At 63.8% G+C, this 13687-nt stretch carries 13 protein-coding genes; 9 read left to right on the forward strand and 4 right to left on the reverse strand.

The window, feature by feature from the left end:
• The first annotated feature begins 332 nt into the window (after positions 1–332).
• Both NKI79_RS03020 and NKI79_RS03025 read left to right on the forward strand, forming a co-directional pair.
• Complete coding sequence (locus NKI79_RS03020) at positions 333–2585, forward strand: transglycosylase domain-containing protein (protein ID WP_352799782.1); 2253 nt, start codon at positions 333–335, stop codon at positions 2583–2585.
• A 61-nt stretch (positions 2586–2646) separates the two neighbouring features.
• The gene (locus NKI79_RS03025) at positions 2647–3399 is read left to right on the forward strand and encodes an SDR family NAD(P)-dependent oxidoreductase (RefSeq protein WP_254816795.1); all 753 of its coding nucleotides are present in this window, start codon (positions 2647–2649) and stop codon (positions 3397–3399) included.
• Between the two features lie 179 nt (positions 3400–3578).
• On the opposite strand, the gene NKI79_RS03030 is transcribed toward NKI79_RS03025, so the two are convergent.
• On the reverse strand, positions 3579–4028 hold the full coding sequence (locus tag NKI79_RS03030) for a baeRF12 domain-containing protein (RefSeq protein ID WP_352649543.1): 450 nt from the start codon (positions 4026–4028) through the stop codon (positions 3579–3581).
• A 438-nt stretch (positions 4029–4466) separates the two neighbouring features.
• On the opposite strand from NKI79_RS03030, the gene cysG reads away from it, so the two are divergent.
• The 6 genes from cysG (at position 4467) to NKI79_RS03060 (ending at position 10205) form a co-directional block, all read left to right on the forward strand.
• A complete protein-coding gene (gene cysG / locus NKI79_RS03035; protein WP_352799784.1) occupies positions 4467–5918 on the forward strand; it encodes a siroheme synthase CysG in 1452 nt (483 codons plus the stop codon).
• Positions 5915–6220: a DUF2849 domain-containing protein gene (locus NKI79_RS03040; protein ID WP_352702663.1), complete on the forward strand. Its 306-nt coding sequence runs from the start codon at positions 5915–5917 to the stop codon at positions 6218–6220. Before cysG ends, NKI79_RS03040 begins: the two co-directional genes overlap by 4 nt.
• 73 nt (positions 6221–6293) lie before the next feature.
• Entirely contained in the window at positions 6294–7964 is a 1671-nt protein-coding gene (locus NKI79_RS03045; RefSeq protein WP_352799786.1) for a nitrite/sulfite reductase, read from the forward strand.
• Positions 7939–8703, forward strand: coding sequence for a phosphoadenylyl-sulfate reductase (locus tag NKI79_RS03050; protein WP_352506614.1), 765 nt, complete (start codon positions 7939–7941; stop codon positions 8701–8703). The genes NKI79_RS03045 and NKI79_RS03050 overlap by 26 nt, the downstream gene beginning before the upstream one ends.
• A gap of 208 nt (positions 8704–8911) precedes the next feature.
• Positions 8912–9448 carry a DUF934 domain-containing protein gene (locus NKI79_RS03055; protein ID WP_254816801.1) on the forward strand — a complete coding sequence of 179 codons (537 nt, stop codon included), beginning with the start codon at positions 8912–8914 and terminating at the stop codon, positions 9446–9448.
• Between the two features lie 136 nt (positions 9449–9584).
• The gene (locus tag NKI79_RS03060) at positions 9585–10205 is read left to right on the forward strand and encodes a DJ-1/PfpI family protein (RefSeq protein ID WP_352476396.1); all 621 of its coding nucleotides are present in this window, start codon (positions 9585–9587) and stop codon (positions 10203–10205) included.
• Between the two features lie 148 nt (positions 10206–10353).
• On the opposite strand, the gene NKI79_RS03065 is transcribed toward NKI79_RS03060, so the two are convergent.
• Together NKI79_RS03065 and NKI79_RS03070 are read right to left on the reverse strand one after the other, a co-directional pair.
• Positions 10354–11376, reverse strand: coding sequence for a fatty acid desaturase (locus NKI79_RS03065; protein WP_352799789.1), 1023 nt, complete (start codon positions 11374–11376; stop codon positions 10354–10356).
• Between the two features lie 125 nt (positions 11377–11501).
• Entirely contained in the window at positions 11502–11702 is a 201-nt protein-coding gene (locus NKI79_RS03070; RefSeq protein WP_352799791.1) for a hypothetical protein, read from the reverse strand.
• 240 nt (positions 11703–11942) lie between these two features.
• On the opposite strand from NKI79_RS03070, the gene grpE reads away from it, so the two are divergent.
• Positions 11943–12578 carry a nucleotide exchange factor GrpE gene (gene grpE, locus NKI79_RS03075; protein ID WP_352799793.1) on the forward strand — a complete coding sequence of 212 codons (636 nt, stop codon included), beginning with the start codon at positions 11943–11945 and terminating at the stop codon, positions 12576–12578.
• Positions 12579–12684: 106 nt separating this feature from the next.
• Here the strand turns inward: grpE and olsB are convergent, their stop codons facing one another.
• Entirely contained in the window at positions 12685–13560 is an 876-nt protein-coding gene (gene olsB / locus NKI79_RS03080) for a l-ornithine N(alpha)-acyltransferase (protein WP_352800171.1), read from the reverse strand.
• Positions 13561–13687 lie beyond the last annotated feature (127 nt).

Genomic DNA, 13687 nt, shown 5'->3' on the forward strand with positions numbered 1-13687 from the left:
CCGGCGATCTCCCCTCGCACCGTCTTTCACGGGGAGAGGGTAAGGGTGAGGGGCAGCGCCAACCGAGCAATTATTGCGCGGCAACGCGTATTTTGTTCTTGCTTTGTGCCGGCAGCTATGCTACTAATCTCGCTATGGTGCTCATTGGCTCCAACAACCCGCCCGCCGAGGCGGGTTTTTCATTTCCGGCTTTGGCGCTGTCGCGGGCCGCGCCTGCTCCGCAAACGGTTGAATACACTTTATTTCGATTTTTCCCGACTTAACCCGCCCTTAAATCGCCGCATCTAGTCTTCAACCCGAACGCCATAGGCATGGGGAAGACAGCACAGCGCATGGCGAACCGGAAAGACAACCGCATCGAGCCCAGCTTCGAGGCATCGCCAGGGGCGAGATCCTCGGCCGGTTTTTCGGTGAGCGAGGAGGACCGCGTCGTGCCGAGCAACCGTAAAGCCGCTGCAAAGCGCAAATCGACCAAGGCCAAGCCGTCTCGTGGCGGGCGCGGCAAGAGCCGGCGCGGTGTGTTCGGCGTGCTTGGCCGGCTGTTCTACTGGTGCTTCGTGCTGGCCATCTGGGGCGGCATCGCCACTGCCGGCATCGTCGTCTATTACGGCGCGAAAATGCCGGCGGCCACCACCTGGGCCATTCCCGATCGCGCCCCCAACATCAAGATCGTCTCGGTCGACGGCCAGCTGCTTGGCAATCGCGGCATGAGCGGCGGCGAGGCCGTCGGCCTGCACGAAATGTCGCCCTATATTCCCGAGGCCGTCATCGCCATCGAAGACCGCCGCTTCTATTCGCATTTCGGCATCGACCCGATCGGCCTTTCCCGGGCCATGGTGACCAATGTGCTGGGCGGGCATTTTTCGCAGGGCGGCTCGACGCTGACCCAGCAGCTGGCCAAGAACCTGTTCCTGACGCCGGACCGCACGCTGGAACGCAAGGTGCAGGAAGTGCTCTTGGCGCTGTGGCTGGAGCACAAGCATACGAAGGACCAGATCCTCGAAATGTACCTCAACCGGGTCTATTTCGGCTCTGGCGCCTATGGTGTCGAAGCAGCCTCGCGCCGCTATTTCGGCAAGAGCGCGCGTGACGTCACGCTGTCGGAGGCGGCACTTCTCGCCGGCCTGCTCAAGGCGCCGTCGCGGCTGTCGCCGGCGCGCGACCCGAAGGCGGCCGAGCAGCGCGCGCAGCTGGTGCTCGCTGCGATGCGCGACGAGGGCAAGATCAGCGCCAAGGAGCAGACCACGGCAATGAGCGCGCCGGCGACGCGCGCGCCGTCGTACTGGACCGGCTCGGAAAACTACGTCGCCGATACGATCATGGAAGAACTGCCCGACCTGATCGGCGACGTGCGCCGCGATATCGTCGTCGACACGACCGTCGATCTGACGCTGCAGAAGCTCGCCGAGCAATCGATCCGCCGGCTGATCGACCAGAGCGGCAAAAAACTCAATGTCAGCCAGGGCGCGCTGGTGTCGATCGACAATTCCGGCGCGGTGCGCGCGATGGTCGGCGGTTACGACTATTCGACCAGCCAGTTCGACCGCGCCTCGGAAGCGCGCCGGCAGCCGGGCTCGGCGTTCAAGCCGTTCGTCTATATGGCGGCGCTGGAATCCGGCCGCACGCCCGACAGCGTGCGCAACGACGCGCCGATCAAGATCGGCAACTGGACGCCCGACAATTACGGCGGCAAATATTTCGGCAAGGTGACGCTGGCGACGGCGCTGGCAAAATCACTGAACTCGGTGGCCGCGCAGCTGACCATGGAAGTCGGGCCGAATGCGGTGGTCGAGGCGGCGCACCGCATGGGCATCCAGTCCGAGCTGACGGCCAACACCTCGATCGCGCTGGGCACCTCGGAAGTGACGCCGCTGGAACTGACCTCGGCCTATGTTCCCTTCGCCAATGGCGGTTACAAGCCGGACATCCATTTCATCCGCCGGGTCACGACGAGTGACGGCAAGGTGCTCTACGAAAACAATGGCGGCGGTGCGCCGCGCGTCGTCAAGCCCGACGTCGTCGGTATGATGAACTCGATGATGACCGGCACGGTCGAGATCGGCACTGCCAGGAAGGCGGCGTTCGCCTGGCCGGCGGCCGGCAAGACCGGCACCAGCCAGAATTCGCGCGACGCCTGGTTCATCGGCTATACAGCCAATCTGACCACCGGCGTCTGGTTCGGCAACGATGACGGCAGCGCGATGAAGAAGGTCACCGGCGGCGCGCTGCCGGCGCAGGCCTGGCACGAGTTCATGGTCGCCGCGCATGAGGGCGTGCCGGTGCGGCCGCTGCCTGGAACCTGGAAATCGACGCCGCCCGACACCATCGTCCCGGATGACATACCGTCCGACACGGCGCCGCCGGCGCCGGTCGCTTCCGTCGGCCAATCGGCGCCCCCAACAGCAGCTACCCAGCCGGCCTCGCGTCCCGTGCGTCCTGCCGAGACGGTCGATGCCGGCGGGCTGGCCATGCCGGGCGTCGACAGCGCCACCGCATCGATCAAGCACCCGGTGCCGCCCGGCGAAGTCGGCGGCCCGGTCAAGAAGCGGCAGACCTCGATATTGGATATTCTGACGGGCGGCTGAGGCTGATCCCCCTCGCAACCGCGACCGTGTTCCGCTACATGTCCGCCTGGAGACAAGCGACATGGCTGAACTCGACACCAGAAAGACGATCGTGCTGACCGGCGCCAGCCGCGGCATCGGCCATGCCACGGTCAAGCGCTTTTCACGCGAAGGCTGGCGCGTCATCACCTGCTCGCGCCAGGCCTTTGCCGAGGACTGCCCGTGGCCGGCCGGCCCGGAAGACCATATCAAGGTCGATCTCGCCGACCAGGAGGATGTCGGCATCGCGATCTCCGAGATTCGCCACCGCCTGGAAGCACATGGCGGCCAGCTGCATGCGCTGGTCAACAATGCCGGCATCTCGCCGAAGCTCAAGGACGGCAACAGCCGCATGAACTCGATCGACACGCCGATGCATGTCTGGCGCGACGTCTTCCAGGTGAATTTCTTCGCCCCGATCATGCTGGCGCGGGGATTGTTCAAGGAACTGGCATCGGCCAAGGGCTCGATCGTCAACGTCACCTCGATCGCCGGCACCCGCGTGCATCCTTTCGCCGGCACCGCCTATGCGACATCGAAGGCGGCGCTCGGCTCGCTGACCCGCGAAATGGCGCATGATTTCGGCCCGCACGGCATCCGCGTCAATGCGATTGCGCCGGGCGAGATCGATACGGCGATCCTGTCGCCGGGCACAGAAAAAATCGTCGAGACGATCCCGCTGAGGCGGCTGGGCACCACGGCGGAAGTTGCCGACATCATTTTCTTCCTGTGCTCGCAGCAGGCGTCCTACGTGACCGGCTCGGAAATTCACATCAACGGCGGCCAGCACGTTTGAGCGGCTGAGTTTTGTCAATTGTCGGCGCTGCCCCTCATCCCGCCGGCCAGGCACCTTCCCCCGTGAAGAACGGGGAGAAGGGGGAACCCCAGCGCTTGCGACCCCCTCTCCCCATCCTTCACGGGAGGACCTGCTCCAGCCTGGGATTAGTAAGGAAATTGCACGCCGCCGATGCCCGATCAGCTCGCCTGCAGCAGGCTCTCGATATCGGGTATGCTGTGGTTGGTCAGCGTCTTGGGAATTTCGGCCGTTAACTTGTCGGTGACCTCCTTGTGCAGTTTCCTGCGCATGTCGCCCAGCACCGGCGGCGGCGCGATCAGCACGATCTCCTTGAATGTGCCGCGATGCGCGAGCTTGTAGAGCCTGTCGGCAATCTCTTCGGCAAAACGCTCCTTGCCGAGACGGTGCCAGTCGGTGTCCTCGACCGCACTGCGGTGGACGGAAGGGCCGTCGCTGTAGCGGCCGGGGCGGTCCGTGCCTTGTTCTCGGGTTGCCGGATTTTCCTGCTCCATCTCGTGCACGACTTGAAGATCGGGATATTGGACGTCTCCACGGTTCTCGAGGAACAGCGCCTTTTCGCCATCTGCCACCACGATCCATAGTCCGCGTTTCAGTCTGACGTTGCTCATGGGGGCGCTCCTTTTTGATTTTCGAACCCATCGCCGGGCCTTTGCTGCAGGGCTGTGACCGGCCCGGGTCCATAGGGCAAACGCGTACCAAGGCGGGAATGTTCCGGCACTCGGACCCGGTGCTCCGACAGGGGTCGGCGAGAGTGCGGGGCTGCCGTCGATCGCTCGGTCAGCATCCGGCGGCTTAATCTACTAAATTGATAGAATTTAGAAAAATCTGGTTTGTGGTTAGCTCCTCCGGCCGCTAAAAAGGCAGCGGATCAAGGGCTGCAACAGCAGCTTCAATCTGCTCCGCATTTGAATGTGGAATATTTTTCTCTTGGCCTTCGTGCTTGCAGAAAAGAGATTGCCTGCTACGAAGCGATGCGCGAGTGGGTGCCTTCTGGTTTTTCGCGCCCCCGCGTAGAACTGACAAACGGTTCCAGGATTCCGCTCGTCATGCCGCAAGCCACGCCCAAGCTCAATGCCTTTCCCGTCTTCATGCGGGTCGAGGGCGAAGCCATAGCCATCGTCGGCGGCGCAGAGGAAGCGCTGGCCAAGGCGCGGCTGCTCGCGCAGTCGAGCGCTGTGCTGCGCATCGTCAGCGATGAAACAAGCCCGGAGCTGCTGGCCTTTATCGCCGAGACGGGGGCCGCCCACATCGCCGACGCCTATGATGCAGCACATCTCAATGGGGCGGTGATGGTGTTTGCCGCCAGCGGCGACGAGGCGCTCGATCGCCGCGTTGCCGGGGATGCGCGCCGGCTGGGCATTCCGGTCAATGCCGTCGACCGGCCGGAGCTATGCGATTTCTTCACGCCGGCACTGGTCAACCGCGCGCCGGTCGCCATTGCCATCGGCACGGAAGGTGCCGGCCCGGTGCTGGCGCAGATGCTGCGCAGCCGCATCGACCGCATGCTGTCGCCGTCGCTCGGTCCGCTCGCAGCGCTCGCCGCCTCGTTTCGCGGCGCGGCCGAAAAACTGCTGCCGAAAGGCAATGCCCGCCGCCGCTTCTGGAGCGATTTCTTTGGCGGCGCGCCAGCCCGCGCTGTCGAGGCCGGCGAGCTTTCGCAGGCGCATGATGCGGCCGTCGGCCTGCTGCTTTCGAAAGAACCGGCATCGGGCCATATCGCGCTTGTAGGCGCCGGTCCAGGCGCCGAGGACCTTTTGACGCTGCGCGCCCATCGCCTGCTGATGGAAGCCGACGTGATCGTCCATGACGCGCTGGTGCCGGAGGCGATCGTCGCCATGGGCCGCCGCGATGCCGAGCGCCTGCCGGTCGGCAAGCGCAAGGGCTGCCATTCCAAGAGCCAGGCCGAGATCAATGCGTTGCTGGTCGAGCTTGGCCACGCCGGCAAGCGTGTCGTGCGGCTGAAGTCCGGCGACCCGCTGGTGTTCGGCCGGGCCGGCGAGGAGATGGCGGCGCTTCGCGATGCCGGCGTCGCCTACGAAGTGGTTCCGGGCGTCACCGCCGCCTTCGCCGCCGCCGCCGATTTCGAACTGCCGCTGACGCTGCGCGGCGTGTCGTCGTCGATGGTGTTCACCACCGGCCATGACCTCAAGGGCAATTCGCTGCCCGACTGGGCAAAGCTCGCCATTTCCGGCGCGACGGTCGCCGTCTATATGGGCCGCTCGGTCGCCGCCGAGGTCGCCGGCCGGCTGATCGAAGCCGGCCTGTCGCCGGATACGGCCGTCGCCGTGGTCGAGAATGCCAGCCTTGCCAACCGCCGCCGTTTCCACGGCACACTCGCCGACCTGCCGTCGCTGGAGGCGCGCGCCGACCTTAGCGGCCCGGTGATGACCATCATCGGCGACGCGGTGGCCGGCGCCAATTTCGAACGGTCCGAGCCGCTGGCGGCACACAGGCAGCAAAGCGTGGCCCGTGCTGCGGCGCAAGGAGTGAACCAATGAAAGTGCTGACCGCGAACCGCCTCGCCGACGGCATAGCCGTCTGGTACGCCAATGGCGGCTGGGCCGAGACCATCGACCATGCCGATATCGCCCATGACAAGGCGGCCGAGGACCGGCTGGAGGCGATCGGCGCCAAGGCCTCCGCCGCCAACGAAGTGGTCGACGTCAACCTGATCGACGTGACCGTGGCCAACGGCACTGTCGAAGCGGTCCGGCTGCGCGAAAAGATCCGTGCTGCCGGCCCAACCACCCGCAACGATCTGGGCAAGCAGGCCCGTCCGCATGCCGCGCGCGCGGCATAGATGACACAAGCATGATCCCGATCATGCTCGAACGAAGAAAATAACGGGCGGACGCGCCCGGAAAGACCTGAATATGTACCGTTACGATGAGTTCGACCACGATTTCGTCAAGGCCCGCGTCGCCGAGTTCAGCGACCAGGTCGCGCGGCGCCTTGCCGGCGAGATCACCGAGGACCAGTTCCGGCCGCTTCGGCTGATGAACGGCGTCTATCTGCAACTGCATGCCTATATGCTGCGCATCGCGGTGCCCTACGGCACGCTGAACAGCAAGCAGCTGCGCATGCTCGGCCACATCGCCCGCAAATACGACAAGGGCTATGGGCATTTCACGACGCGCCAGAACATCCAGTTCAACTGGCCGGCGCTGTCGGACATCCCGGCGATCCTGGCCGATCTGGCAAGCGTCGAGATGCACGCCATCCAGACCAGCGGCAACTGCATTCGCAACGTCACCGCCGACCACTTCGCCGGCGCCGCCGCTGACGAGGTTGCCGATCCGCGTCCCTATGCCGAAATCCTGCGGCAATGGTCCTCGGTGCATCCGGAATTCTCGTTCCTGCCGCGAAAATTCAAGATCGCGGTGACCGGCGCCGAGCGCGACCGCGCCGCCATCCAGACGCATGACATCGGCCTGCACCTGAAGAAGAACGCCGCCGGCGAGCTTGGTTTCGCCGTCTATGTCGGCGGCGGCCAGGGCCGCACGCCGATGGTCGCCAAGAAGATCCGCGATTTCCTGCCCGAAGCAGATCTGTTGTCCTACTGCACGGCGATCCTGCGCGTTTACAACCTCTACGGCCGTCGCGACAACAAGTTCAAGGCGCGCATCAAGATCCTGGTCCATGAGACCGGCGTCGAGGAGATCACCCGCCAGGTCGAGGCCGAATGGCAGGAGTTGAAGGACGCCGAGCTGAGGCTGCCGGAAGAAGACATCCGCGCCATCGATGCCTATTTCGCGCCGCCTCCGCTTGTCGATCGGCCGGAAGGCGACGAGGCGGTCAAGCTTGCCCGCCTCGACTCCAAGAGCTTTTCCGAATGGCTGGACCAGAATGTGGTCACCCATCGCCATCCCGACTACGCGGCGGTGACCATCTCGCTCAAGGGCATCGGCGAGACGCCGGGCGATGCCTCCGACAGCCAGATGGAAGCGGTCGCCGACATTGCCGAAAAATATTCATTCGACGAGCTGCGCGTCAGCCACGAGCAGAACCTGATCCTGCCGCATGTCGCGCGGGCCGACCTCAAAGCGGTCTATGACGCGCTTGTCGATATGGGGCTGGCGACGGCCAATTCGAACCTGATCAGCGACATCATCTCCTGCCCCGGCCTCGATTATTGCGCGCTGGCGACGGCGCGCTCGATTCCTGTGGCGCAGGAAATCTCGCGGCGCTTCGCCTCACTGGAGCGCCAGCGCGAGATCGGCGAATTGAAGTTGAAGATTTCCGGCTGCATCAATGCATGCGGCCATCACCATGTCGGCCATATCGGCATTCTCGGGGTCGAGAAGAAAGGCGCCGAGCTCTACCAGGTGACGCTCGGCGGCTCGGCCGACGAGAACACCTCGGTCGGCGAGATCATCGGCCGCGGCTTCAGTTCGGAAGAGATCACCGATGCCATCGAGCAGATCGTCGAGACCTATCTCGGGCTTCGGCTGGACAGAAACGAAAGATTCATCGACGCCTACCGCCGTGTCGGTCCCGCGCCGTTCAAGGAGGCGCTCTATGCTGGCGAAGCCAAGGCCGCTTGACCGTATTGTCGACGTCGAGGCCGGCATCGCCGCCCAAGCGGCGGGTCTCGACGCGCTCTACGGCCATCTGAAGCCGCTGGAGATTATCGAGCGGTCAACCCGGGAATTCTTTCACGGCGAAATCGCCGCCGTCTCGTCCTTCGGCGCGGATTCGGCGGTGCTGCTGCACATGATCGCCGAGATCGACCGCACGCTGCCGGTGATCTTTCTCGACACCGGCAAGCATTTCGAGGAGACGCTCGGCTATCGTGACGCGCTGGCCGCCGATTTCGGGCTGACCGATATCCGGGTGATCAGGCCCGACGATGCGGCGCTGGCAAGGATCGACCCGACCGGCAATCTGAACGAGACCGACACCGACGCCTGCTGCGACGTGCGCAAGGTCGAGCCGCTGGCGCGCGGCGTCGAGCCGTTCCGCGCCTGGTTCACCGGGCGCAAGCGCTTCCAGGCGGCGACCCGGGCAGCGCTCCCGGTGTTCGAGGCGGTCGGCTCGCGCATCCGCATCAATCCGCTGGCGCACTGGACGACATCGGACCAGGCCGGCTACATGCGCGCACATGCGCTGCGTGAAAACCCGCTGGTCGCCTATGGCTATCTGTCGATCGGCTGCTTCCCATGCACGCAGCCGGTGCAACCGGGCGACGACGCGCGCAGCGGCCGCTGGGCCGGGCACGCCAAGACCGAATGCGGCATCCACTTGTCGGGGTTGGAAAGGTCGCTGACTGACGCCTCACTTTAGGGTAGATTGATATTCAGCCGGCCTGCAAACGGCGGATTCCTGCGCTTCCGGTGCTCACGTACCCAAGAGTACGCTCCGCTCCGGTTCCTGGAAGCCACCATTTTGGTCGCTTCGCGCCCGCCTTCGGCTCCGGCTAGGCCTGACCTGAATCTCAACACACCCTGAGGTGTTTTGCACTTTAGAATCTTTGGACTTGGGAATTCTCTTGATGAGCGACTTGATAGCCGAAAACGGCACGCGGCTGTGGACACCGGATGGGTTCCGCGAGGACGAGTGGGTTCATGCCGAAAGCGCCGAGGCGCTGGTCGGCAATGGCCGCTTCATCCTGCCGCTGCAGGCGTTTCTCGGCCTTGATCCGGAGGTGCGGCGGTCGGCGAAGGAACGCATCGGCGTGCTGCTGCAGCCCGGCGACCAGCTCGACAAGATCGCCGGCCTGCTCGACCAGCTGTCGTTGGTGGCGCTGGCCTTTCCGGCGTTCAATGACGGCCGCTCCTTCTCCAAGGGCGAATTGCTGCGCAGCCGTTACCACTTCACCGGCGCCATGCGCGCCACCGGGCAGGTGCTTATCGACCAGCTGCCGCATATGCTGCGCCTCGGCTTCGACGAATTCGAGATCTCTCACCCGGTGCTGCTGAAGCGGCTCGAGCAAGGCCGCACAGGCGGACTGCCGCTGTTCTATCAGCCGGCGGTGAAGCCGGAGCCCAAAGGCCCGAAATATTCCTGGCGGCGGGTGCGCCCCGGCTGATCTGCTCCAGAGGGCCAGAAGCCTGTCTGGTCGGACCACATTCCCGATTCAGCCTTTTATTTTGCGCCTCTCCGCCTTAGGATAGGCCCATTATTTCGCGATCCGAATAAATGTGGCCACAAGGGAGGAACCGGGTATGGCTGGCAAGAAGATATTGATGCTCGTTGGCGAGTTCAGCGAGGAGTACGAGATTTTCGTCTTTGAACAGGCCATGCATGCGGTCGGCCACACCGTCCATGTCGTTTGCCCCGACAAAAAGGCCGGCGATATCCTGAAGACCTCGCTGCACGACTTCGAGGGCCACCAGACCTATACGGAAAAGCTCGGCCACGACTACATCCTCAACAAGACGTTTTCCGAGGTCAATCCCTCCGACTACGATGCCGTCTACGCGGCGGGCGGGCGCGGGCCGGAATATATCCGCATCGACAAACGCGTGCAGGCGCTGGTGCGGCATTTCCATGAGACGGGAAAGCCGATCTTCACCATCTGCCACGGCGTGCAGATCCTGATCGCAGTCGACGGCGTGGTGCGCGGCCGCGAAGTCGCGGCACTGCAATATTGCGAGCCGGAAGTCACGCTGGCCGGCGGCATCTATATCGATGTTGCGCCGACCGGCGCCCATGTCGATGGCAATCTGGTGTCGGCCAAGGGCTGGCCGGGCCTTGCCGCGTTCATGCGCGAATGCCTGAAAGTGCTGGGCACCGAGATCCGCCAGGGCGAGATCCTGATGCGCGACCAACGCCAGGCGGCTTAAGCTCGGAATTTTGGAGCCTGCCGCACCCCTAACGCATGTCGCGCAAAAGTGTTCAGCGGTTTTGCGATAACGGCATGCATAAACAAGAACCTAAAGCGCTTCGCGTGAGCCCGGTCGAGCGCGACGCGCTTTAGGTGCGGCGGTGTGTCTAAACGGGGATCCGCGCTTCGCGGAACGATACCAGCTTGCTGCGGGTCTCGTCCCACAGCGCCAGCTTGACGCAGCGCAGGCTGTCGAGGAGCGTGACGCGGCCGATCTCACGCAATTCCGGATAGTCCCTCAGCACTTCCGGAAGCCGGTAGCACGGCACCTTGGCCGAAAGGTGGTGCACGTGGTGGACGCCGATATTGCCGGTGATCCAGTTCAGCACCGGCGGCAGGTCGTAATAGGATGAACCGTGCAGGGCAGCGTGCTGGAATTCCCACTCGGAGTCCTTTGTCCACTCCGTCTCCTCGAACTGATGCTGGACATAGAACAGCCAGATGCCGGCCGATCCGGCGAGGATGACGATCGGCAGATGCACGACCAGAAACGCGCCGGGGCCAACGAACCAGATGAGCAGCGCGGCGATGACCGCGATGGCGAGGTTGGTCGACATCGACGACACCCAGGGGGTGAAACCGCCCCGCATCATGCCCAGGGGCAGTCTCTGCTCGAACATGAAAATCCATATCGGGCCAAGGCCGAACATCACCAGCGGATGGCGATAGAGGCGATAGGCGAGCCGGCCTCGCCACGACAGTTGCCGGTATTCGGCGACGGTCAGTGTCTTGATGTCGCCGGTGCCGCGCTCGTCGAGGTTGCCTGCGCTGGCGTGATGGGTTGCGTGGGCGCGGCGCCAGCAATCGTAGGGCGTCAGCGTCAGCACGCCAAGCACACGGCCGATCCAGTCGTCGGCATAGCGATTGGCAAAAAAGGAACCGTGACCGCAATCGTGCTGGATCATGAAGATCCGCACCAGAAAGCCGGCTGCCGGAAGGATGAGGACCAGACCCCACCAGTGGCCATAGGCGTAGGCGGCCGAGGACAGTGCCCACAGCGTGGCGAAGGGAATGAGGGTGATGGCGAGTTCGACGGCGCTGCGACGCCTGTCGGGCTTTTTATAGCGCGACAGGATTTTCAACCAGGCGCGCTTGCTGTTTGCCACAGCTTCGGGGGAAATCATGTTCATCATGAAACATAGGCGGAGCAGGGCGCTGCCGCAAGACGAAGATCACGCAAAGTTACTGCGGGTAAATGTCGCGCGATGCGACGAATCCCGGCCACAGTCGCCGGGCGCGTCGCCGGCAACGGCGCCTACCGACGGCGCCCGCCTGCGACCATGTTGGTTTCGATGCCATCCAGGCGGTCGAGCAATTTCTTCAGGCGGTCGGGAATATCCGTCTCCGTGCGGAATGCCGGCAGGGTGCGCAGGAAGCGCTTGGTGGTCTCATTGCCGAGCTGGCGCCGGATATCGAGGGCGAGCCCGTCGCGCTTTTCGCCATTGGTGCGGGACATCTTCCAAAATCCTGTGTCGGCTTCGAAACTCTTCCACAGGAGGAATGGTTCCCGCATTGTAGTAGCCTGGCAAGCAAAGCCGTCGGATACGGTAAAGTTTGAATTAAAATCGAAAAGTCTCTGCTGTTCGCCCTCAAGCCGTGGCCAGCGGCTGCAGTATCGCTTGCCCCTTGATTTTTGGCCGCCAAACCTCGATATCGGGCGCAAATCCACACCATTCGAAAATGACGGGAAACGGCGATGAGCGACCAGGCAAAAGACGAACGCGCGCCCGATGAAGCCGAGAAGACCGAGGCTGCCGCGGAGCCAAGGGAAGGCGGCGTCGACAGCGACTATGAAGCGCTTGTGCGGCTTCTGAAGGAAAACGAAGAGCTGAAGGATCGCGCGCTGCGCGTCGCGGCCGACATGGAGAATTTGCGCCGCCGCACCGCCCGCGACGTGCACGATGCGCGCGCCTATGCGGTTGCCAACTTTGCCCGCGACATGCTTTCGGTGTCAGACAATCTGCGCCGTGCCCTGGATGCCATCCCGGAGGAGGCCAAGGCTTCGGGCGATGCCGGTTTCAAGGCGCTGATCGACGGCGTCGAGATCACCGAGCGCGCCATGCTGTCGGCGCTTGAACGTCACGGCGTGAAGAAGCTTGAGCCGGAGGGCGAGAAATTCGATCCGAATTTCCACCAGGCGATGTTCGAGGTGCCCAATCCCGACGTACCGGCCAACACAGTCGTGCAGGTCGTGCAGCCCGGCTATTCGATCGGCGAGCGTGTGCTGCGGCCGGCCATGGTCGGCGTCGCCAAGGGCGGCCCCAAGCATGTGGCGAGCGAAGCGCCGGTGGAGCCGGGGCCGGTGAACGAGCAGGCCGAGAAAGATGCGTAAGTTGGGGGAGTAGGGGAATAGGGCAGTACGGGAGTAGGGAATACCGCTACGTCGGGTAAAATAGAGCAGAGCACTTGCCTACTCCGGCCGTTCCCTTCTCCCCTACTCAGGCAGCAAACCGCTGCGCTTCTCCGCCATAATAATTGACGTAGCGGGCACCGATCTCCTTGACCGGCATCACCACGAACACGTCGACCGTCGAGAAATCACGGTCGATGACGCAGCCGTCGCCGATGCGCGCGCCGACGCGCAGATAGCCTTTGACCAGCGGCGGCATCGCGGCGATCGCCGCCTTGGTGTTGACGGCCTCGATCGGCATCAGGTCCATGGAACAATAGCGCCCGGCGACGGCGCGCACATCCCAGGATGAATTCGTCCGGCAGTGGTGGGCAAGATAGGTCAACGCCTCGGCATGTGCCGCCGGCACGGTGCCGTGGAACGACGCGCAGCCGGTCATCACGCCGATGCCGTAATGGTTGATATAGGCCCAGATGCCTTGCCACAGCGCCTCGATAGTGCGCTTCGAGCGGTATTCCGGCAGAACACAGGAGCGGCCGAGCTCGAGGAAACGCTGGCCGGGATGCCGCGCGATCAGCTTGGTCAGCTCGAATTCGCCTTCGGAATAGAAGCCGCCGGCCGCCGCGGCAATCTCCTGCCGCAGCAGGCGGTAGGTGCCGACGATGCGGCGATGCTCGGGGCCGGAAAGCGAAGTATCGAACACAAGCAGATGATCGCAGAGGGGATCGAAGCGATCGGCATCGCGGCGGTCCTGCATCTGGAACAGGTCCTTCCTGGCACCAAGCTCGTCGTAGAACACCCGGTAGCGCACTTCCTGCGCGGCAGCGATCTCGGCCTCGTTGCGGGCGAGCCGCACTTCGAGATTGCCGATGCGGCCGAGCGATGCGCCTTTTATGACGGCATCGGCGTTCCGGCCGACGAGCAAAGGCCCGCTGGCGTTCGGCCGAGCATCACATTCCGGCATGACTGTATGCACGAGTGATTCTCCTTCGAGCCATCCCTCTTGGCACGGGGATACGGTGTAGGTGCAACAGGATTGTGACAGTACCGTGATACGGCTCTGCGGGCAATACTTCGTCGGCTGGGTAATC

The organism is Mesorhizobium sp. M0340 (assembly GCF_040321535.1).
Taxonomy (GTDB): domain Bacteria; phylum Pseudomonadota; class Alphaproteobacteria; order Rhizobiales; family Rhizobiaceae; genus Mesorhizobium.

Excerpts from the sequence above, each read along its gene's own strand:
- NKI79_RS03020 (WP_352799782.1), top strand. The coding sequence starts at position 333 with ATGGCGAACCGGAAAGACAACCGCATCGAGCCCAGCTTCGAGGCATCG.
- NKI79_RS03025 (WP_254816795.1), top strand. The coding sequence starts at position 2,647 with ATGGCTGAACTCGACACCAGAAAGACGATCGTGCTGACCGGCGCCAGC.
- NKI79_RS03030 (WP_352649543.1), bottom strand. The coding sequence starts at position 4,028 with ATGAGCAACGTCAGACTGAAACGCGGACTATGGATCGTGGTGGCAGAT.
- cysG (WP_352799784.1), top strand. The coding sequence starts at position 4,467 with ATGCCGCAAGCCACGCCCAAGCTCAATGCCTTTCCCGTCTTCATGCGG.
- NKI79_RS03040 (WP_352702663.1), top strand. The coding sequence starts at position 5,915 with ATGAAAGTGCTGACCGCGAACCGCCTCGCCGACGGCATAGCCGTCTGG.
- NKI79_RS03045 (WP_352799786.1), top strand. The coding sequence starts at position 6,294 with ATGTACCGTTACGATGAGTTCGACCACGATTTCGTCAAGGCCCGCGTC.
- NKI79_RS03050 (WP_352506614.1), top strand. The coding sequence starts at position 7,939 with ATGCTGGCGAAGCCAAGGCCGCTTGACCGTATTGTCGACGTCGAGGCC.
- NKI79_RS03055 (WP_254816801.1), top strand. The coding sequence starts at position 8,912 with ATGAGCGACTTGATAGCCGAAAACGGCACGCGGCTGTGGACACCGGAT.
- NKI79_RS03060 (WP_352476396.1), top strand. The coding sequence starts at position 9,585 with ATGGCTGGCAAGAAGATATTGATGCTCGTTGGCGAGTTCAGCGAGGAG.
- NKI79_RS03065 (WP_352799789.1), bottom strand. The coding sequence starts at position 11,376 with ATGAACATGATTTCCCCCGAAGCTGTGGCAAACAGCAAGCGCGCCTGG.
- NKI79_RS03070 (WP_352799791.1), bottom strand. The coding sequence starts at position 11,702 with ATGTCCCGCACCAATGGCGAAAAGCGCGACGGGCTCGCCCTCGATATC.
- grpE (WP_352799793.1), top strand. The coding sequence starts at position 11,943 with ATGAGCGACCAGGCAAAAGACGAACGCGCGCCCGATGAAGCCGAGAAG.
- olsB (WP_352800171.1), bottom strand. The coding sequence starts at position 13,560 with ATGCCGGAATGTGATGCTCGGCCGAACGCCAGCGGGCCTTTGCTCGTC.